Here is a 20,318-nt window from a genome sequence, read left to right as displayed (position 1 = left end):
TTTTACATCTCCTTCCTCGTGAAAATGCACATTTGAGTTGGGTAGCCGTATTGTTCATGTTCTTCGCCTATACCATCAAATGTTAAATCATATTGTTGTAAATCATTTGAAAGTTCACACCACTTTCTAAATTCTTCTCGTGTCCATTCAAACCTGTGATCAGTATGTCTGTAGTCTTCGCCCATATTATAAACATTGTTATATTCTTTGTTTGGGGTTGTAATTAGTAAAGTTTTTGGCTGGTATTGTTGTAAAATGGTTTTCATAACTTTTGGTAATCGGTATTCGTCAATATGTTCAATGACTTCACAAAGGATAATGATATCCTTATTTTTTAATCTTTCATCAAAGTAATAGAGTGAACCTATGATTTGCTTTGGCATTTGGAATTTCTCACTGTCACGTACTTTCTCAAATCGTTTGAGAGCTTGGAGAGATGCTGATTCAGAAGGCTCGATAGCGAGTATTTCTTTTACCCCGTTTATGAACCCTAATTTCTCAGAAAGTTTCCCTTCACCAGATCCTAAGTCAACAATAGTTTCTTTATAAGGGAGATTTCCAATAGTTTCAACGATTTTTTCGTATCTAAGATCATTTAGTCGTACTTTCTTTTCCGCAAGTTGGTCAGTTTCACTCTGATCATCACCAAGCTTATCAACAAGGTTGTAGAGTTCCTTAAATCGTAGCGCCTTTTTGTATATGAACTCTCTTTGTGGATGCTTGTCCAACCACCATTCACCGTAGCGCTCTAATTTTTCTACTTCTTTTTCATCTATAAAATAGTGTTTATAATTATCCATCACAGGGATTAAAACAAACAGCTGTCTAAGTCCCTTTTGAAGTGTCGTTAGGCCCTTCAATGTGATGAATCTAGCAGTGCTTGCAGTTTTCAGTTGGAATCGATAATCGATATCACCGTACGTAATATCTACTTCAAACCCTAATGGCTCAAATAAGTCAAGAATCTCTCTGTCAGTTAAATTAGATGCTAACGGTCCGAAACCAAATTCTAGTGGAAATGCATGGTCTACCCATTGTTCATACTCTTCTTTTGGTTTTCCATTAAGTGCAGTACCAAGAGCAGATCTTAATAACGTACAAAAAATACTACTAACTACGAATTCACGATCATTTATATATGAAGTGATATCATAATTTTGCGAACTATCTCTAGAAAGTTCAATTGGATCTGGCGTTACAAAAAATGTAACTTCCACTTCTTCTTCATAAAATTTGTTATAGAACATTCTAACTAAGTGACCATTTTGATTTCTTTCATATATATTATTTGGATTTTTCGCCAGTAAGTAAGAAATTACTTTCACATCTTGTCCTGTGGCACGAATAGATAATTGCATCTTATATACACCTACTTTCAAATAAAATTATTACGTCATTACTCTTTAATTTATCACAATATTATAAAATCTTCCTGTTTTGCTATATTAAAAAAGATCGAGCGCAGTGCACTCGATCTTTAAAGATATTTTTATGGAATTATCCGATAGAACCTTCCATTTCGAATTTGATCAAACGGTTCATCTCAACCGCATATTCCATTGGAAGTTCTTTTGTAAATGGTTCGATGAAGCCCATTACGATCATTTCTGTTGCTTCTTGCTCAGAAATACCGCGGCTCATTAGGTAGAATAATTGCTCTTCAGATACTTTAGAAACTTTTGCTTCGTGTTCTAAAGATACATTATCATTTAAAATTTCGTTGTAAGGAATTGTATCTGATGTAGATTGGTTATCCATGATTAACGTATCACATTCAATATTAGAACGTGCACCTGTTGCTTTTTTACCGAATCGTACGATACCACGGTAAGATACTTTACCACCGTGTTTTGCAATCGATTTTGAAACGATTGATGAAGATGTATTTGGTGCTAAGTGAATCATTTTTGCACCAGCATCTTGGTGTTGACCTTTACCAGCAATCGCGATTGAAAGTGTCATACCACGTGCACCTTCACCTTTAAGGATACAAGCAGGGTATTTCATAGTTAATTTAGAACCAATGTTACCGTCAATCCATTCCATTGTACCGTTTTCTTCAACAACTGTACGTTTTGTAACTAGGTTGTAAACGTTGTTTGCCCAGTTTTGGATTGTAGTATAACGGCAATAAGCGTCTTTTTTAACGATAATTTCAACTACTGCTGAGTGAAGTGAGTTCGTAGTGTATACAGGAGCTGTACATCCTTCTACATAGTGAACACTTGCGCCTTCATCAACAATAATTAATGTACGTTCGAATTGACCCATGTTTTCAGAGTTAATACGGAAGTACGCTTGTAATGGAGTTTCTAACTTTACGCCAGGTGGTACGTAAATGAATGATCCACCAGACCAAACAGCAGAGTTTAATGCAGCAAATTTGTTGTCTGAAGATGGAATTACAGTACCCCAGTATTTTTTGAAAATATCTTCGTTTTCACGAAGAGCTGAATCTGTATCTTTGAAGACAATTCCTAAATCTTCAAGGTCTTTTTTCATGTTGTGGTAAACAACTTCAGATTCGTATTGAGCTGATACACCAGCTAGATATTTTTGTTCTGCTTCAGGAATACCTAATTTATCGAATGTTGCTTTTATTTCTTCAGGTACTTCATCCCAAGATCTTTGAGTTGCTTCAGATGGTTTTACATAATACGTAATTTCATCGAAGTTTAAAGCAGATAGGTCGCCACCCCATTGTGGCATTGGTTTTGAGTAGAAAATTTCTAACGCTTTTAAGCGGTAGTTTAACATCCACTCTGGTTCATTTTTCATATTTGATATTTCACGAACGATTTCTTCGGTTAATCCACGTTTTGAACGGAAAACTGATACGTCCTTGTCATGGAAGCCGTATTTATAATCGCCGATTTCAGGCATTTTTTTAGCCATATTCTTTCCTCCGTTCAAGCCTTATTTTGTTTCACTCTTAACGCCTTTTTCCATTGCCTTCCAAGCAAGAGTAGCGCATTTAATTCGAGCGGGGAATTTTGCAACACCTTGTAGTGCAGCAACATCCCCTAGTTCATCTATTATATTTTCATCAATTTCTTCACCAAGCATCATTTTTGAAAATACATCAGCATATTTCAGGGCTTCATTAATATGTTTCCCTTTAATTACTTCTGTCATCATTGATGCAGATGACATTGAAATTGAACAACCTTCTCCATCAAATCTAGCATCTTCTACGATTTCATCATTTAGTTTTAATGTTAGATGAATTCTGTCACCACATGTGGGATTATTCATATCAATCGTAACACTATTCTCATCTAGAGAACCTTTGTTACGAGGTTTTTTGTAATGGTCCATGATAACGGAACGATATAGTTGATCTAAATTATTAAAAGACATCGTTAAAATACTCCTTCGCGCCTCGCAGACCTTCAACAAGACGATCAATATCTTCTTTCGTATTATAAATATAGAAGCTTGCTCGTGCTGTTGCAGTACATGATAGCCATTTCATTAGTGGTTGAGCACAATGATGACCTGCACGAATCGCAATACCATTCATATCTAGAACAGTTGCTAAATCATGTGGATGTACACCTTCCAAGTTGAAAGTGATTAATCCGCAACGTTTTTTCGGATCACGTGGTCCATAAATTGAGATACCACCGATTTTATCCATTTCTTGAAGTGCATATTCCACTAGTTCATGCTCGTGATTTGCGATTTTTTCAAGTCCAATTTCAGTTAAATAATCAATTGCAGCTCCTAAGCCTATAGCTCCAGCAATGTTTGGTGTACCACCTTCAAATTTCCAAGGTAGCTCCTTCCATGTTGAATCATACAAATCAACAAAGTCGATCATTTCTCCACCAAATTCAATTGGCTCCATTTCTTCTAATAGCGCTTGTTTACCATAAAGTACGCCAATACCAGTTGGACCACCCATCTTATGACCAGAGAAGCCTAAGAAGTCAACATTTAAATCTTGAACATCAATTGGCATATGAGGTGCAGCTTGAGCTGCATCTACTACAATAATTGCACCATGTTCGTGAGCAATTTCGGCAATTTCTTTGATTGGGTTGATCGTTCCTAAAACGTTAGAAGCCATTGTAATTGAAACGATTTTAGTTTTATCAGTAATCGTATTACGAACTGTTTCTAATGTAATTGTTCCATCTTCCTCAAGGTCAAGATATTTCAAAACTGCCTTTTTTTCTTTAGCAAGTTGTTGCCAAGGGATTAGGTTAGAATGGTGCTCCATGTAAGAAATAACAATTTCATCGCCTTCTTCAACATTCTGTCTTCCATACCCAGAAGCAACAGTATTTAGTGATGTAGTTGTACCTCTAGTATAGATAATCTCTTTTGTAGACTTGGCATTGATAAATTTGCGGATTTTTTCACGTGCTCCTTCATATGAGTCTGTCGCACGGTTACCAAGTGTATGTACACCACGATGTACATTGGAATTATCTAAATCGTAATATTTTCTAACTACATCAAGTACTTGTTTTGGTTTTTGAGATGTTGCAGCACTATCAAGATAAACGAGCGGATGCCCGTTTACTTCTTGATTTAAAATTGGAAAATCTTTCCTGAATTCATTCATTTAACGAACTTTCCCTTCGATTACCTTCGTCAATTGTTCTTGTACACTCTTAATCGGAATGTTTTGAACAACAGGCGCTAGGAATCCATGAATAATTAAACGCTCAGCGTCAGCTTTAGAAATACCTCTACTCATTAGGTAGAATAATTGGATAGGATCAACACGTCCTGCAGATGCAGCGTGTCCAGCCATTACATCGTCTTCATCGATTAAAAGAATCGGGTTTGCATCTCCACGTGCATTTTCAGATAACATTAGAACGCGAGATTCTTGTTGTGCATTGGCTTTTGAAGCACCATGCTCAATTTTCCCAATACCATTAAAGATCGATTGAGCAGATTCTCTCATAACACCGTGTTTTAGGATAAACCCTTCGGAGTTTTTACCCCAATGACGAATTTCAGTAGTGAAGTTTTGTTTTTGTTCACCACGACCAACTACTACAGTTTTTGTATTGGCATATGAACCGTCACCAACTAAATGAGTAATACTTTCTGAAATTGTATCTGAATCATTCATTAGACCTAAAGCCCAGTCAACTTTAGCATCACGTAAAATATGACCACGACGATTTACGTAAGTTGTAAATCCTTTAGCTAATACATCAACAGCACCAAAGTTAATTTGTGCATTATCTAAAGCAATTACTTCTTCGATTAGATTCGCTTGACCTTTAGCCTTCTCTACAGTAGATACATAAGTCTCAACATATGTTACTGCTGAGTTTTTATCAGCAACTAAAAGGACATGGTTAAATAATGAAGCTTCTTCGTTATCATTAACAAATACAACTTGAAGTGGTTTTTCAATAACAACATTTTTTGGAACGTATACAAATACGCCTCCGTTAACTAATGCAGCATGATAAGCAGCTAATTTATGCTCATTTACTTTTACAGCTGTTGTCATGAAATATTGTTTTACTAAATCGCTATGATCGCGAATTGCTGTTTGAATATCAGTAAAAATAACACCTTGAGATTTTAACTCTTCTGATACTTTAAGGAAAGCAGGTGTATTATTACGTTGAATATAAAGGTTTTCTTGACCTTCAATATCAATAACTTCTTTTACTTCGTCAGAAAGTTCATCTAATGAATTAAATGTTGTACTTTCAACTGTATGTTTAGGAAACTCTAAGAAGTTCCAATTTGTAATGTTTGTTTTGTCTGGTGTAGGCATTGGTAGTTCACTTGCTTTTTCTAGTGCGCTAACACGAAAATCAGTAAACCAAGATGGTTCATTGTTAAGTTTAGAGAATGAACGTACTTCGTCGACTGACAATGCCAATTTTGTTTCAACTGTCATTTTAGTTCCGTCCTTTCTACTTACGCTTCTTGTTCTACTGATTCGTCTTCAATACCAAGTTCTTTTTTAATCCAGTCATAACCTTCTGCTTCTAGACGGTGTGCTAATTCTGGACCTCCAGATTTAACAACGCGACCTTGCATCATAACATGAACATGGTCTGGAGTGATGTAGTTAAGTAAACGTTGGTAGTGAGTGATTGCTAAGCAGCCGAATCCTTCACCGCGCATTTCGTTAATACCTTTTGCAACAACTTTTAAAGCATCGATATCAAGACCTGAGTCGATTTCATCAAGGATTGCAAATTTAGGTTTAATCATCATTAATTGAAGAATTTCGTTACGTTTCTTTTCTCCACCAGAGAATCCTTCGTTTAAGTAACGTTGAGCCATGTCTTGATCCATTTCTAAGAAGTCCATCGTTTTATCTAATTCGCGGATGAATTTCATAAGAGGAATCTCATTACCTTCACCACGGCGAGCATTGATTGCAGAACGGATAAAGTCAGCGTTTGTAACACCTGAAATTTCAGATGGATATTGCATAGCTAAGAACAAACCAGCTTGTGCTCTTTCGTCTACTTCCATTTCGAGTACGTTCTCTCCATCTAATTCGATTGTACCTTGAGTTACTTCATATTTTGGATGTCCCATAATCGCTGATGCTAACGTAGACTTACCAGTACCGTTAGGACCCATGATTGCGTGAACTTCGTTTGTATTAATTGTAAGGTTTACACCTTTTAAAATTTCTTTGTCTTCGATAGATACATGAAGATCTTTTATAACTAGTGTAGACATTATTTTCCCTCCGATTGTACATTGAATGGTAAAACCATTACTAATTTATTATCATTCTAATCTTAACCGAAAACACTTGTGCATGCAAAACATTTATTCGAACGTGGGTTTCATTCAGCAAAAACCAATAAAATAAAGAATTTCTTTGATGTTTTTAGAAATTCGAAAAATTATTGTAGTAAAAGAGAAGATTTTTTTATTTTCAATAAAGTTCTCTTAATTGAGAATCGCTTTCACTACTATAATTTTTTGAAAAGATTAGTCATATTTTAAGCACAATATATATACTATACCCGAAAAATTCGAATTATTATCTGAATTAAGGTTTAACATGCAATGGGAATGGATGGATGGAATAACAACACAAAAAAAACGAACCATATTACTGAAACTTTTGATTAAGGTTTCGTAATATAGTTCGGTTTTTGTGATTTTATTTTTGATTATTATGTGGTGCAAATTGGTTCCTGCTAAAGTTATGAATGAAATTCAATTTTATGGTGTGTTGGGCGGGTGATTTAGGACTTATTGGATTGATTTCACCTTCGAGTGTCTAATTTTTGTTAGTTTTGGGACATTTTAACTTGATTTCTGTACCCAAATGTCTCATTTCCGCAGGTTTTGGGACATTTCAACTTGGAGGCCATCACCAAATGTCTCATTTCCGCAGGTTTTGAGACATTTCAACCTGATTTCTGTACCCAAATGTCTCATTTCCGCAGGTTTTGGGACATTTCAACCTGATTTCTGTACCCAAATGTCTCATTTCCACCGGTTTTGTGACATTTCAACCTGATTTCTGTACTCAAATGTCTCATTTCCGCAGGTTTTGGGACATTTCAACCTGGTAGCCATCACCAAATGTCTCATTTCCACAGGTTTTGAGACATTTCAACCTGATTTCTGTACCCAAATGTCTCATTTCCACCGGTTTTGGGACATTTCAACTTGGAGGCCATCACCAAATGTCTCATTTCCACCGGTTTTGGGACATTTCAACCTAATTTCTGTACTCAAATGTCTCATTTCCGCAGGTTTTGAGACATTTCAACCTAATTTCTGTACTCAAACGTCTCATTTCCACCGGTTTTGAGACATTCCATCATCAATCCAAGCTTCAAATGTCACATATCCCCGGTTCTCAACAAACAATTCGGATGAAATTATGAATTTCCAACATAACTTCTTATTTTAACACTCTAGTTTGCAAGTAATGATGAACATTAGTAGCAACGGCGCGACCTTCTTTTATTGCCCAAACTACTAAACTTTGGCCACGTCTTGCGTCACCAGCTGCAAATATGCCAGGTACATTTGTTTCAAAATCAGTTTGAGAGGCTTTAATACGGTTGTTTTGAACTTTTACACCAAACTGTTCTGGTACCGTTTTTTCGACTCCTTCAAATCCGATTGCAACAAATACATATTTTGCTGGCCAAATTTTTTCTGTTCCAGGTATTTCATTAAAATAATGGAATCCATCTTCACCTAGAATCTTTTCCATTTGGATTGTGTGAAGTTCTTTTACACGGCCATTTTTGTCAGCAATAATTTTTTTCGTTTGGATTAGATATTCGCGTGGATCGCCACCTTGAACAGCTTCCACTTCTTCATATGCATAATCTAATTTATAAATATTTGGGTCTTGAGGCCAAGGTGTATCGGGCATCCTAGTTTTTGGTAGCATTGGATGTTTGCCGAACTGATACACTGAACGTGCTTTTTGACGAATAGCAGTCGCTACACAGTCTGCACCTGTATCTCCACCACCTATGACAATAACATCTTTGCCTTTTACGTTAATGGCTTTTCCATCTGTTAAATTGGAATTTAATAAGCTTTTTGTTACATCGGTTAAGTAATCCATTGCTAGATGAACACCTTCTGAATTACTTCCTTCAATTCGTAATTCACGCTGTTTTTGAGCACCCGTACAAAGTATGACTGCATCAAAGTTCGCTTTTATTTCTTCAGTTGAAATATCTTTACCGATTTCAGTATTTAATACAAAGTCTATTCCTTCTTGTCGAAGTAGATTGATTCGTCGTTCAACTACTTCTTTTTCAAGTTTCATGTTTGGAATCCCATACATGAGTAACCCACCTGCTCTGTCATCACGTTCATAAACGGTTACAGAATGACCTAGTTGGTTTAATTGGTCAGCAGCAGCTAATCCAGCTGGTCCCGAACCAATAATCGCCACTTTTAAACCAGTACGATTTGCAGGAATTCGAGGTGTGATCCAATTGTTCTCAAATCCTTTATCGATAATGGATCTTTCAATTGATTTAATAGCTACAGCTGGATCAGTTATCCCTAATGTACAAGAAGCTTCACAAGGCGCTGGACAAACACGCCCTGTGAATTCTGGAAAATTATTCGTCATATGCAGACGGTCTAACGCTTCTTTCCAATTACCTTTATAAACTAAATCATTCCATTCTGGTATGACGTTTTGAATTGGACAACCAGCTGCTGTTCCACGTATTTCGATTCCCATATGGCAAAATGGTGTACCACAATCCATACAACGAGCACCTTGTGTTTGCAATTGTTCATCTGTAAGCCTCGTAGCATATTCATTCCAATTTTTAATACGCTCAAGTGGAGGCTGTTCTTTCATTTTCTCCCTTTTAAAATCCATGAATCCTGTAGGTTTACCCATTCCAGAACCCTCCTTTTATTTTGAAATCGCTAACTCTTTATCGCCAGTTGCTTCAACAAATGCTTGCATTGCAGCATTTTCTTCAGATAACCCACTAAATCTGTGACTCTTAATTTTTTCAATCATTGCTTTATAATCTGTTGGCACGACTTTAATGAATTTCGGTAAAAATTCATTCCATTTTGCTAATATATCCAATGCGATCGTACTATCAGTAGTTTCTAAATGTTGGATGATTAATTTACGAACTAATTCTATCTCTTCTTTATCTTCCAATTTTTCTAATTGGATTAATTCCATATTACAGTTCTCTTTAAATGCGTTTTCATCTGTAGGTAATACATAGGCAATTCCACCACTCATACCAGCAGCAAAGTTTTTCCCAACATCACCTAAAATGACAACACGTCCTCCAGTCATATACTCACAACCGTGGTCTCCGATTCCTTCTACCACGATATTTGCACCACTGTTACGAACTGCAAAACGTTCACCAGCACGACCATTAATAAATGCTGTACCGCTTGTTGCACCGTACAAACATACATTACCTGCAATAACGTTTTTTTCTTGGTTCCCTTTAATTGGGGCAATGGCAGCTAGCTTTCCACCAGAAAGACCTTTACCGAAGTAGTCATTCACATCTCCGATACACGTAAGAGTCATACCTTGAGGAACAAATGCACCAAAACTTTGACCAGCGTGGCCATTGAATTTCAATGAAATCGTATCTTCTTTTAAGCCATCCTCACCATACAATCTAGAAATTTCACTTCCTATAATTGTTCCTACAACGCGATCTGTATTTTTAATGTCGTACTCAAGCTCGATCTTTTCTTTTCTTTTAATGCTCTTTTCAACTTTTGGAAGTAATTCACGCATATCAAACGTATCTTTGATACGAAGGTCTTGTTCATTTTGCTTTGTACGGTTTCCTTGAACTTGATATAGAAGAGTAGAAAGATCTAATTGACTTGCTTTCCAATGTTTTTTCGCTCTTTCGCTTACTTCTAATACATCTGTTCGACCAACCATTTCTTCAATAGTTCGGAATCCAAGTTTCGCCATATACTCGCGCATTTCTTCTGCTACAAAACGCATATAGTTAACAACATATTCTGGTTTCCCCATAAACTTAGCTCTTAGCTCTGGATTTTGAGTAGCTACACCTACTGGACATGTATCCAAATGACAAGCTCTCATCATGATACAACCTAATACGATTAGTGGTGCTGTAGCAAAGCCGTATTCCTCTGCACCTAGTAAAGCAGCCATCACAACATCTTTTCCAGTCATTAGTTTCCCGTCTGTTTCCAGAGTTACACGATCACGAAGACCATTTAGCATTAATGTTTGATGAGCCTCTGCAAGACCAAGTTCCCAAGGTAATCCAGTATGTTTAATTGATGTTTTTGGAGAAGCACCTGTTCCTCCGTCATAACCAGAAATGACAATGACATCAGCGCCACCTTTCGCAACACCAGAAGCGATTGTTCCTACTCCTGCTTTTGCAACTAGCTTGACTGAAATTCGTGCATAATGGTTGGCATTTTTCAAATCGTAGATTAACTCAGCTAAATCCTCAATCGAATAAATATCATGATGTGGAGGTGGAGAGATTAATCCAACACCAGGTGTTGAACCTCGCACATCAGCCACCCAAGGATATACTTTATTTCCTGGCAATTGACCACCCTCACCAGGTTTAGCCCCTTGTGCCATTTTGATTTGAAGTTCTTTAGCGCTTACTAAATAATGTGATTTAACGCCAAAACGACCAGAAGCTATTTGTTTAATCGCACTACTACGGTTATTTCCATCAGAATCTAATTCATAACGAGCTGAGTCTTCTCCACCTTCACCTGAATTAGAGCGACCACCTAATTGATTCATTGCAATTGCCAAAATTTCATGTGCTTCCTTTGAAATTGAACCAAATGACATTGCACCTGTTTTGAAACGCTTAACTATTGAATCTACTGATTCAACTTCATCTAATGGGATTGGTTTTAATCCCTTTTTAAACTGCAATAAATTTCGCAGGAATCCGATTCGTTCTTCATTTGCCATTTCAGCATACATACGATACAGACCTATATCATTTTTGCGAGTTGCCCATTGAAGTGTGTGTATCGTTTTAGGGTTGAAGGCATGGTGTTCTCCATTTGCTCTCCACTGAAATTCGCTTCCTGATTGTAGTTCTTTAGATAAATCATTTAATGCGTCTTGATGTCTCCGCTTAGCTTCTTCACCGATCGTTTCAAGATTAATTCCATCAATTTGCGATGCAGTACCTGTGAAATATCGATCAATCACTTCTTTACTAATCCCAACAGCCTCAAATATTTGAGCTCCTCTATAGGATTGAACAGTGGAGATTCCCATTTTAGACATGACTTTAACTACGCCATCTGCTATACCTTTACGATATTTCTTAACAGCTTCATCATAACTTAGGTTTAAATGTCCATTTTCAATGGACTCAGCAATTGTTGCGTAAGCTAAGTATGGATTAATCGCATCCACACCAAAGCCTATTAAACTAGCAAAATGATGTACTTCACGTACTTCACCACTATTGGCAATGATGCTTACTAAAGTACGTTTACCAGTTCGAACTAAATGCTGATGTAATGCACTTGCTGCAAGTAATATAGGTATTGTCGGACTTTCTAAATTCTCAAACATATCCGTTAAGATAATGATAGTTTTACCGTTATTAATAGCTCTTTCAGCTTCATTAATAATTCTATCTAGGTTGCTTTCCAAATCTTCCGAAAACTCTAGAGAGATTACTGCACTTTGGAAATGTGAATCTTGAATTTCAATTATTTTCTCGCACTCACTATTTGTTAAAATTGGAGTATTTAAAAAGATTCGTTTAGCATTCTCTGCTGATGGATGAAGTAAGTTTCCTTCAGCCCCTAACAGCGTCATTGTTGACGTTACAATATGCTCACGGATTGAATCAATTGGTGGATTCGTCACTTGAGCAAATAGCTGTTTAAAGTAATTAAATAAAGATTGTGGACGATCTGATAATACAGCTAATGGTGTATCATTACCCATTGAACCAATTGGATCTTTTCCACTTGAAGCAATCGGAATAATGTATTTATGAATATCCTCAAATGTATAACCAAAGATTTTTTGTCTTGTAGTTAATTCATCCAGTTTAAATTTCTCTTCACTAGCATCTTGAAGTGTGAATTTATTATCATTCAGCCAATCAGAATATGGCTCCATGTTAGCCATTTCGCTTTTTAGCTCTTCATCTGAAATGATTTTCCCTTTCTCTAAATCAATCAGTAGCATACGTCCTGGACTTAAACGTTCCTTATACAAAACGTTATCTTCTTCAATATCTACTACACCAACTTCTGATGAAAATACGATCATATCATCTTTAGTGACATAGTAACGTGCTGGACGTAGCCCGTTTCGATCTAGTATAGATCCAATCTGTTTACCATCTGTAAAACAAATAGCTGTTGGACCATCCCATGGCTCCATTAAATATGCATGGAATTCATAAAACGCTTTTTTCTCATCCGTTATATGCGGGTTCTCAGTCCATGGCTCTGGAATAAGCATCATTGCTGTATGTGCCGGTGTTCTACCAGCTAACACGAAAAATTCAAATGCATTGTCTAACATTGATGAATCTGAACCAGACTGATCAATGATTGGTAACAATTTTTGTAGGTCTTCACCAAACGCCTCTGAAACAAAACGTTGTTCGCGAGCTTTCATCCAGTTTACATTGCCACGAAGTGTGTTAATTTCACCATTGTGAACAATATAACGATTTGGATGAGCACGTTCCCAACTTGGGAATGTATTCGTTGAATAACGAGAGTGAACAATGGCAAAAGCTGAGACAAAGCTTTCATCTTGAAGATCAATGTAAAATTCACTTACTTCTTCTGGTGTTAACAGTCCTTTGTAAACCATCGTTTGACTTGACATACTTGGACAATAAAATTTCAACTCATTATCATTAGCCCAAAACTCAGCTTGTTTTCGAATTAAATAAAGTTTTCTTTCAAACTCTTTAATATCTTTTACATTGTTTGCTTGGATAAAAACTTGTCGAACTACTGGTGCAGTACTTTTAGCTGATTCACTTAAAAGTTCCTTGTTTGTCGGTACAGTACGCCATCCAATTAATTTTTGTCCTTCTTGTTCAATTAATTTATTGATTGTACTCTCAATTTTTTGTCTTTCTAGTTCGTTTTCTGTAAAGAATAATTGTCCAACACCATATTCACCTTTACTCGGTAAATTTAGTTCGGGACAATTCAATTTATAAAAACCATGGGGAATCTGTACCATTAAACCAGCCCCATCACCCGTTTTTCCGTCACCACCACGACCAGCACGGTGGTCTAACCGACATAACATTTCTAAGCCCTTTTTCACAATATCATGTGAAGCTTTACCTTTAATATTTGCATAGAACCCAATTCCACAAGCATCATGCTCAAAATCCGGTGAATACAAGCCTTGTGCGTTTGGTAATTTATGAAAAGTCATCTTAGTTCCCCCCAAATGCCCTAAATTAGCGTATTTACATTGTATTGTTTTTAAATTAATATTAACAATATATAGTTTAAATGAAATCCATCTACTTTTTAGATGAATGGGGTGAGATTATTGGAATTACGTCAATTACGTTACTTTGTAGAAGTTGCGGAAAGAGAACATATTTCAGAGGCTGCAGAACATCTTCATGTTGCTCAGTCTGCAGTTAGTAGACAAATTGCAAACTTAGAAGATGAATTAGGAACACCACTTTTCGAACGAATCGGTCGAAATGTAAAACTGACTCCGATTGGTAAAGTATTTTTAGAACATTGTATTACTGCATTAAAGGCAATTGATAATGCAGCAAAACAAGTGGAAGAATATCTTGACCCCGCGAAAGGATCGATTAAGATTGGATTCCCTACGAGCTTAGCAAGCTATGTATTACCAACAGTTATATCGGCTTTTAAAAAGGAATACCCAGATGTTTCATTTCACTTACGACAAGGATCCTATCGTTATTTAATCGATGCAGTAAAAAATCGCGAGTTAAATCTAGCATTTTTAGGACCGGTACCTCCAAAAGATGAAGTAATTGATACAAATATTTTATTTAGTGAGAGTATCCATGCATTATTACCCGCTAACCACCCTTTATCTAAGAGAGAAAGTTTAAACTTATCGGATTTAAGAAATGAGAACTTTGTATTATTCCCTGAAGGATTTATATTACATAAAGTAGCATACGACGCTTGTAAATCTGCAGGTTTTTTACCGAATGTTACTTCTGAAGGGGAAGATTTAGATGCGTTAAAAGGGCTTGTGGCAGCAGGCATTGGTATAACACTTCTACCAGATAGTTCTATTAACGATACAATTCCAAGATTCACAGTAAGAGTACCAATAGAAAATCCCCAAATTACTCGCACAGTAGGAGTTGTATACCCTATAAACCGTGAATTGGCCCCATCTGAACAAGTATTTTTAAATTTTGTTAGTAACTTTTTCTCTCGTTTAACTCAATTTAGATAATAAAAAAAAGGAAACTCTTGGGATAATTCCCAAGAGTTTCTTCCTATTATATAGTGATTATTCAGCTACAGGTACTACTGCGCCTTTCCACTCGTTAATGATGAAGTCTTGAATTTCTTTAGTGTGTAGAACTTCAACTAATTTTTTAATTGCTGGATTATCTTTATCTTCTGAACGTACAGCAATTACGTTTACGTATTTAGATTCAGAACCTTCAATTGCGATTGAGTCTTCGATTGGGTTAATACCAGCATCGATTGCGAAGTTAGAGTTGATTACAACTGCATCCCCTTCGCCTTCTTCGTAATAAGTAACTAACATTTCTGGAGCAGAGCTGTTATCGATTACTAAATTTTTTGGGTTTTCAATGATATCGTCAACTGTAGCAACAGTTTTTTCTACGTTTGGATCTAATTTAATTAAACCTTCTACTTCTAGTAAAGATAAAATACGACCTTGGTCAGTTACAGAGTTTGAAATAATGATTGTTGCACCATCTGGTAACTCATCTAGTGAAGCATAATCTTGAGAATAAATACCGATTGGTTCAACGTGAATACCACCAGCATTTACAAAATCATAACCTTTTTGAGCAATTTCATCTTCTAAGTAAGGAATGTGTTGGAAATAGTTTGCATCTAAATCGCCAGACTCTAAGTGTTCGTTAGGTAATACATAGTCTTGGTAAGGTACGATTTCTAATTCAATACCTTCTTCAGCTAAAATTGGTTGAGCTTGTTCTAAGATTAAATCATGTAAACCGTTTGAAGCACCTACAACTAATTTTGTTGTTTCAGTAGTTTCTGTTGATTCAGTTTGTTTTGTTGTACCTTCACTTGCATTGTTGTTTGTATCTTCAGTTTTTTCTGCTGAACCGCAAGCAGTAAGTACAGCTACAACTAAAGATAAAATTAAAAATGATAATAGTTTTTTCATTTTATTTTTCTCCCTCATATATGTTGTTTTTTTATGTGATTGGCTTTTGCCAAGGACATCAAGTTTACTTATCTCTTATCGGTTTTAGAAGTTAAGAAGTCACCGATAAACTGGATGATAAATACGATAATTAAAATAACAATAGTTGCCATTAAGGCTACGTCATCACGACTACGTTGGAACCCATCAATGAAAGCTAGGTTACCTAATCCACCTGCACCAATGACACCAGCCATTGCTGTATAACCTACAAGTGCAACTGCAGTAACCGTAATTCCTGATAGAAGTGCTGGAAGTGATTCAGGGATTAGCACCTTCCAAATGATCGTGGAAGTTTTTGCACCCATTGATTTTGCTGCTTCAATTACACCTTTATCAATTTCACGAAGTGCGATAAGTACCATTCGCGCATAGAATGGAGCAGCCCCAATAATTAAAGCGGGTAAAGCCGCATTCGTTCCGCGCATAGTTCCAAGTAAAAACTTCGTAAACGGAATAAGTAAAATAATTAATATGATAAACGGAATGGAACGGAATATATTGACCAATGAGCCAGTAATAAAGTTCACTAACCGATTTGCCCAAAGTTGATGTGGACTTGTTAAAAACAATAAAACCCCAATGGCTAAACCTAAAACAAATGTAACTACAGTAGAAATTGAAGTCATATAAATGGTTTCATATGTAGCTTCCCACATTTTATCCCATCTTACGTTCGGAAATAATTGACTAAGCACGATCAATCACCTCCGTTTGAATATCAATTGAATCTAAATGTTTCAATGCCTCTTCTACTTTCGAATCTGTACCGTCTATTTGGATAATTAGTGTTCCTAAAGGACCTTTTGCAGTTTGTGATATGCTTCCATGTACTATATTTACTTCCACATCAAATTCTTTTATTAGATGTGAAATAATCGGTTGTTCGGATTTATTTCCGATAAACGATAACTTAACAATTTTACCTGTAGAATAATTTGTAAGTATTTGTTCAATCGAAACTTTAGCTTCTTTTTTACCTGAAACTTGCATAACGAAGTTTTTCGTAATTGGCGCTTGTGGGTTTTGGAACACTTGTAATACTTCACCCTGTTCTACAATTTGGCCGGCTTCCATTACGGCAACACGGTGACAAATCTTACGAATAACATGCATCTCATGGGTAATTAAGACGATTGTTAGCCCTATGCGCTTATTAATATCGAGCAATAGCTCTAAAATTTGATCTGTCGTTTCTGGATCCAGCGCACTTGTCGCTTCATCACAAAGTAAAACTTCAGGATTATTTGCTAGTGCTCTTGCAATACCAACACGTTGCTTTTGTCCTCCAGATAATTGAGATGGGAAGGATTTTTCTCTTCCTGACAAACCAACTAAGTCAATTAACTCTTTTACTCGTTTTGCACGATCTTCCTTTTTCACCCCAGCAATCTCTAAAGGAAAAGAGATATTCTCTTCAACTGTTCTTGACCAAAGAAGATTAAAGTGTTGGAAGATCATACTTATTTTTTGACGAGCAGCTCTTAATTTATTGCCCGAGATTGATGAAATCTCTTGACCATTCACAACAACTGTTCCACTTGATGGCTTTTCTAAACCATTTAACAGACGAATTAACGTACTTTTACCTGCACCACTGTAACCGATAATCCCGAAGATTTCTCCTTGTTTAATAGTAAGGTTCACATCTTTCACAGCAGTGATTACGCCATTGTCCGTTTTATATAGTTTTTCTATATTTTTCAACTCAATCATGATTGATCTCCTTTAACTAGACGCGTTATATGTAGCGTTTCCCGTGTGCATTATTTGTAACCAAATATGAAACTACCATTATTCATATCGACTTACTAACAATTAACAACATTAGGGTACCTGTGATGTTATTGATTCAATCATCACTCTTTTTTTATATGATTTTCATACTTCACTAACTTGAAGTTGAACGAATTATTTAAAATAAAAACCCTTCTACATCAATAAGTAGAAGGGTTTGATTACACAATGAAAAATCATGATCCTTCTCTTATCTATCAAAGTTAGAAACTTTGAGTGACTTGGCACCTTTTCACACAGTGATGGTTGCCGGGCTTCATAGGGCACTTCCCTCCGCCGCTCTTTATAAGAGTTGTCGTTCGTTTTATTTATTATGAAAGTTACTTTATCATGGATATTTATACACGTCAATCTATTTTTTTAACTTTTCATAAATATTTTGAACAGACTGAAAAGCATAAACTTTTTCTGTAACAATTCCGTCACGACTTATTAACAGGCATGGAACACTTTCAATCTGATGTTCCATAGCCAAATCCTCTAGAAAATTGATGTTTGCTTTACCGATTGGGACATCTGTGATGACGTTCTTAATCACTTCCATCATTTTGGAGGCAACTGCACATGTACCACACATTGGTGTATATAAATAAAAGGCAGCTAGCTCATGATCTTGCATCACTTTTTTCCATTGTTGTTGATTCCATTCTTCCATGGCACTCATCCTATACTTTACTCGTATTTTTTATTATAACAAAAATACGAAAGGGTGGCGCAAAATTCGCTTATACGAATTTTGCACCACCCTGGGTATTAATAACCACCATCGGAAAAAATCTCCGAAAAGTATTGTTTTTTAATTTGTGCGCCTTTACGAGATGTATTATGCACTTCATCCTCATTAAACTAGATACCGTTTATGCACAGAGAATCGAGCTTCCCTTAATCTTTGTGCTAACAATTTACTCGGGACATTCGCGACTTCCATGTAACTTCTAGGGATCAATAAATGAACTGCTTCTGAGTAAATTCTCTTTGTTAGATTTCTAAGTCTTTCTCCAGATTTATCAGCATCAAAGAATGTATATAATTTACACTTCTCATATGGTTCAATTAGTTCCAACAGTGCATCTTCACTAATTGTCCCATTTGTGCAAACAATTTGTACATCTTCTGATAAAATAGGGGCTAATTTTAGCATATCTGAACGGCCTTCAACAATAATACACTTTTCAACAGTCATATTGCTCACCTCACGAATTGTAAATACATATGAAATAAAATCCGCTGATTACAAAGAGATTGGCTGCCCGATATAGGAATTAAGATGTTTTATATATTATATTGTGATTTTAAAAAAACGCCAGTTCAATTAACCTGGCGTTTTAATTCTTATTCTGCAATCAATTCTTCGTATTGTTCTGGAGTTAATAATTCATCAACTTCTGAAGCGTTAGTTACTTCAACAACAACCATCCAAGCTTGTTCATATGGTGATTCATTAACTAACTCAGGGCTATCTTCTAACTCAGAGTTAACTTCAATTACTTTACCTGATACTGGTGCATATAATTCAGATACTGTTTTAACTGATTCTACGCTACCAAATGGTTGGTTAAATTGAAGTTCGTCACCCACTTGTGGAAGTTCTACGAAAACGATATCGCCTAATTCAGATTGTGCAAAATGTGTAATTCCGATACGTGCTTTACCATCTTCTAGTTTTACCCATTCATGTTCTTTTGAGTAACGTAAATCTTTTGGTGTGCTCATAATACCCCTCCAACAATATGTAGTAAGTTTAAATGCGCCTTGGCGTATTTTTTCCAGATTTCATCGATGAAGATCGATAATATTCTTTCAAAATCTGTGGCAACCGCCGGAGGCATCTCATTTAGTCGAGTATTGTACCCGAAATTTAATCATCGGCATTCATCTATCCACTTAATAAGCAGGTGACTTTTACTGAATGATATTCAACTTAAGTTTGCCACAATTTTCAGTTAAATACAAGGTAGGTTAATGTGTCATTTCCATGTCTCTTCAAATTCTGTTTCATTAAATCCTAGTGTTACCTTTTTTCCATCTGTTACGATTGGTCTTTTAATTAACATACCATCTGAAGCAAGTAATTCTAATTGTTCGTCTTCTGACATTGTACTTAATTTGTCCTTTAACCCTAAGCTTTTATACTTTAGCCCAGACGTATTGAAAAATTTTTTTAAAGGAAAACCACTATTTTTCCACAACGTCTCCAGCTGTTCCTTAGATGGTGTTTCTTCCACAATATGGATCGTTTCGTATTTTATACCATTCTTTTCTAACCACTTTTGTGCCGCTCTACAAGTAGAACATTTTGGTAATACTATTATTTGGTGTGTCATATGTATTCCTGCCTCCTCAATTGATGCTTAACTCGATTATAGGTAGTATACCAAATGTAAATAATATAAGTCTCAGATAGAAATTAATTTTTGTGTTTAGGGGTGAGAGTGAGTAGATCGTTTTTGGAGTGGGTCTGAAGATTTACTAGACAGAAATTAGGGATAATGATGAAAACGTAAGCCCGTAATCAAATAACGCATATTTTCCGACGGCACCTCCCGGTACTATAAAAGTATCAATTTATGGGAGGTGTTTTCTAATGTCAAAAAATAATGTGTCGATCGTTCCAGTTAAATTGGAACCCACTCCAACATCA

At 36.0% G+C, this 20,318-nt stretch carries 16 protein-coding genes and 1 riboswitch; of the genes, 1 reads left to right on the top strand and 15 read right to left on the bottom strand.

The genetic code is table 11. From position 1 onward, the window contains the following. Window positions 1–2: 2 nt before the first annotated feature. The 8 genes from ACOQFO_RS05385 to gltB form a co-directional block, all read right to left on the bottom strand. Complete coding sequence (locus ACOQFO_RS05385) at window positions 3–1,358, bottom strand: 3' terminal RNA ribose 2'-O-methyltransferase Hen1 (protein WP_421688670.1); 1,356 nt, start codon at window positions 1,356–1,358, stop codon at window positions 3–5. Between the two features lie 139 nt (window positions 1,359–1,497). Further along, a complete protein-coding gene (sufB, locus tag ACOQFO_RS05380; protein ID WP_421688669.1) occupies window positions 1,498–2,895 on the bottom strand; it encodes a Fe-S cluster assembly protein SufB in 1,398 nt (465 codons plus the stop codon). Window positions 2,896–2,916: 21 nt separating this feature from the next. Continuing rightward, complete coding sequence (sufU, locus tag ACOQFO_RS05375) at window positions 2,917–3,360, bottom strand: Fe-S cluster assembly sulfur transfer protein SufU (protein WP_421688668.1); 444 nt, start codon at window positions 3,358–3,360, stop codon at window positions 2,917–2,919. Further along, window positions 3,350–4,573, bottom strand: a complete 1,224-nt coding sequence (locus tag ACOQFO_RS05370; protein WP_421688667.1) for a cysteine desulfurase — start codon at window positions 4,571–4,573, stop codon at window positions 3,350–3,352. The genes sufU and ACOQFO_RS05370 overlap by 11 nt, the downstream gene beginning before the upstream one ends. Next, window positions 4,574–5,881, bottom strand: coding sequence for a Fe-S cluster assembly protein SufD (gene sufD / locus ACOQFO_RS05365; protein ID WP_421688666.1), 1,308 nt, complete (start codon window positions 5,879–5,881; stop codon window positions 4,574–4,576). Window positions 5,882–5,901: 20 nt separating this feature from the next. Continuing rightward, a complete protein-coding gene (gene sufC, locus ACOQFO_RS05360) occupies window positions 5,902–6,681 on the bottom strand; it encodes a Fe-S cluster assembly ATPase SufC (protein WP_421688665.1) in 780 nt (259 codons plus the stop codon). Between the two features lie 1,186 nt (window positions 6,682–7,867). Further along, the gene (locus ACOQFO_RS05355) at window positions 7,868–9,346 is read right to left on the bottom strand and encodes a glutamate synthase subunit beta (RefSeq protein WP_421688664.1); all 1,479 of its coding nucleotides are present in this window, start codon (window positions 9,344–9,346) and stop codon (window positions 7,868–7,870) included. A 15-nt stretch (window positions 9,347–9,361) separates the two neighbouring features. Beyond that, the gene (gene gltB, locus ACOQFO_RS05350; RefSeq protein WP_421688663.1) at window positions 9,362–13,882 is read right to left on the bottom strand and encodes a glutamate synthase large subunit; all 4,521 of its coding nucleotides are present in this window, start codon (window positions 13,880–13,882) and stop codon (window positions 9,362–9,364) included. Between the two features lie 120 nt (window positions 13,883–14,002). Here gltB and ACOQFO_RS05345 point away from each other — a divergent pair, with 120 nt between their 5' ends. Next, on the top strand, window positions 14,003–14,905 hold the full coding sequence (locus tag ACOQFO_RS05345) for a LysR family transcriptional regulator (RefSeq protein ID WP_421688662.1): 903 nt from the start codon (window positions 14,003–14,005) through the stop codon (window positions 14,903–14,905). Window positions 14,906–14,962: 57 nt separating this feature from the next. Here ACOQFO_RS05345 and ACOQFO_RS05340 read toward each other — a convergent pair whose 3' ends face one another. From ACOQFO_RS05340 to ACOQFO_RS05310, 7 genes are all read right to left on the bottom strand, one after another. Further along, window positions 14,963–15,841 (bottom strand): MetQ/NlpA family ABC transporter substrate-binding protein, encoded by an 879-nt coding sequence (locus ACOQFO_RS05340; protein ID WP_421688661.1) that lies wholly within the window; start codon window positions 15,839–15,841, stop codon window positions 14,963–14,965. Window positions 15,842–15,909: 68 nt separating this feature from the next. Next, window positions 15,910–16,578 (bottom strand): methionine ABC transporter permease, encoded by a 669-nt coding sequence (locus ACOQFO_RS05335; RefSeq protein WP_421688660.1) that lies wholly within the window; start codon window positions 16,576–16,578, stop codon window positions 15,910–15,912. Then, window positions 16,571–17,596, bottom strand: coding sequence for a methionine ABC transporter ATP-binding protein (locus ACOQFO_RS05330; RefSeq protein WP_421688659.1), 1,026 nt, complete (start codon window positions 17,594–17,596; stop codon window positions 16,571–16,573). The genes ACOQFO_RS05335 and ACOQFO_RS05330 overlap by 8 nt, the downstream gene beginning before the upstream one ends. A 268-nt stretch (window positions 17,597–17,864) precedes the next feature. Further along, window positions 17,865–17,969, bottom strand: a riboswitch (SAM riboswitch). Between the two features lie 60 nt (window positions 17,970–18,029). Next, window positions 18,030–18,332 carry a thioredoxin family protein gene (locus ACOQFO_RS05325; protein WP_421688658.1) on the bottom strand — a complete coding sequence of 101 codons (303 nt, stop codon included), beginning with the start codon at window positions 18,330–18,332 and terminating at the stop codon, window positions 18,030–18,032. A 186-nt stretch (window positions 18,333–18,518) separates the two neighbouring features. Further along, window positions 18,519–18,860 (bottom strand): toprim domain-containing protein, encoded by a 342-nt coding sequence (locus ACOQFO_RS05320; RefSeq protein ID WP_421688657.1) that lies wholly within the window; start codon window positions 18,858–18,860, stop codon window positions 18,519–18,521. A 149-nt stretch (window positions 18,861–19,009) separates the two neighbouring features. Then, window positions 19,010–19,390, bottom strand: coding sequence for a glycine cleavage system protein GcvH (gene gcvH / locus ACOQFO_RS05315; RefSeq protein WP_421688656.1), 381 nt, complete (start codon window positions 19,388–19,390; stop codon window positions 19,010–19,012). Window positions 19,391–19,644: 254 nt separating this feature from the next. Then, window positions 19,645–20,001 (bottom strand): arsenate reductase family protein, encoded by a 357-nt coding sequence (locus tag ACOQFO_RS05310; RefSeq protein WP_421688655.1) that lies wholly within the window; start codon window positions 19,999–20,001, stop codon window positions 19,645–19,647. Window positions 20,002–20,318 lie beyond the last annotated feature (317 nt).

The sequence above is a fragment of the Ureibacillus sp. MALMAid1270 genome, assembly GCF_049202975.1.
In the GTDB taxonomy this organism is placed as follows: domain Bacteria; phylum Bacillota; class Bacilli; order Bacillales_A; family Planococcaceae; genus Ureibacillus.
The sequence above is the reverse complement of the archived record's forward strand: the minus strand, read 5'-3'. Positions and strand labels throughout refer to the sequence as shown.

Coding starts and splice junctions, on each gene's coding strand:
- ACOQFO_RS05385 (WP_421688670.1), bottom strand. CDS start 1,358: ATGCAATTATCTATTCGTGCCACAGGACAAGATGTGAAAGTAATTTCT.
- sufB (WP_421688669.1), bottom strand. CDS start 2,895: ATGGCTAAAAAAATGCCTGAAATCGGCGATTATAAATACGGCTTCCAT.
- sufU (WP_421688668.1), bottom strand. CDS start 3,360: ATGTCTTTTAATAATTTAGATCAACTATATCGTTCCGTTATCATGGAC.
- ACOQFO_RS05370 (WP_421688667.1), bottom strand. CDS start 4,573: ATGAATGAATTCAGGAAAGATTTTCCAATTTTAAATCAAGAAGTAAAC.
- sufD (WP_421688666.1), bottom strand. CDS start 5,881: ATGACAGTTGAAACAAAATTGGCATTGTCAGTCGACGAAGTACGTTCA.
- sufC (WP_421688665.1), bottom strand. CDS start 6,681: ATGTCTACACTAGTTATAAAAGATCTTCATGTATCTATCGAAGACAAA.
- ACOQFO_RS05355 (WP_421688664.1), bottom strand. CDS start 9,346: ATGGGTAAACCTACAGGATTCATGGATTTTAAAAGGGAGAAAATGAAA.
- gltB (WP_421688663.1), bottom strand. CDS start 13,882: ATGACTTTTCATAAATTACCAAACGCACAAGGCTTGTATTCACCGGAT.
- ACOQFO_RS05340 (WP_421688661.1), bottom strand. CDS start 15,841: ATGAAAAAACTATTATCATTTTTAATTTTATCTTTAGTTGTAGCTGTA.
- ACOQFO_RS05330 (WP_421688659.1), bottom strand. CDS start 17,596: ATGATTGAGTTGAAAAATATAGAAAAACTATATAAAACGGACAATGGC.
- ACOQFO_RS05325 (WP_421688658.1), bottom strand. CDS start 18,332: ATGGAAGAATGGAATCAACAACAATGGAAAAAAGTGATGCAAGATCAT.
- ACOQFO_RS05320 (WP_421688657.1), bottom strand. CDS start 18,860: ATGACTGTTGAAAAGTGTATTATTGTTGAAGGCCGTTCAGATATGCTA.
- gcvH (WP_421688656.1), bottom strand. CDS start 19,390: ATGAGCACACCAAAAGATTTACGTTACTCAAAAGAACATGAATGGGTA.
- ACOQFO_RS05310 (WP_421688655.1), bottom strand. CDS start 20,001: ATGACACACCAAATAATAGTATTACCAAAATGTTCTACTTGTAGAGCG.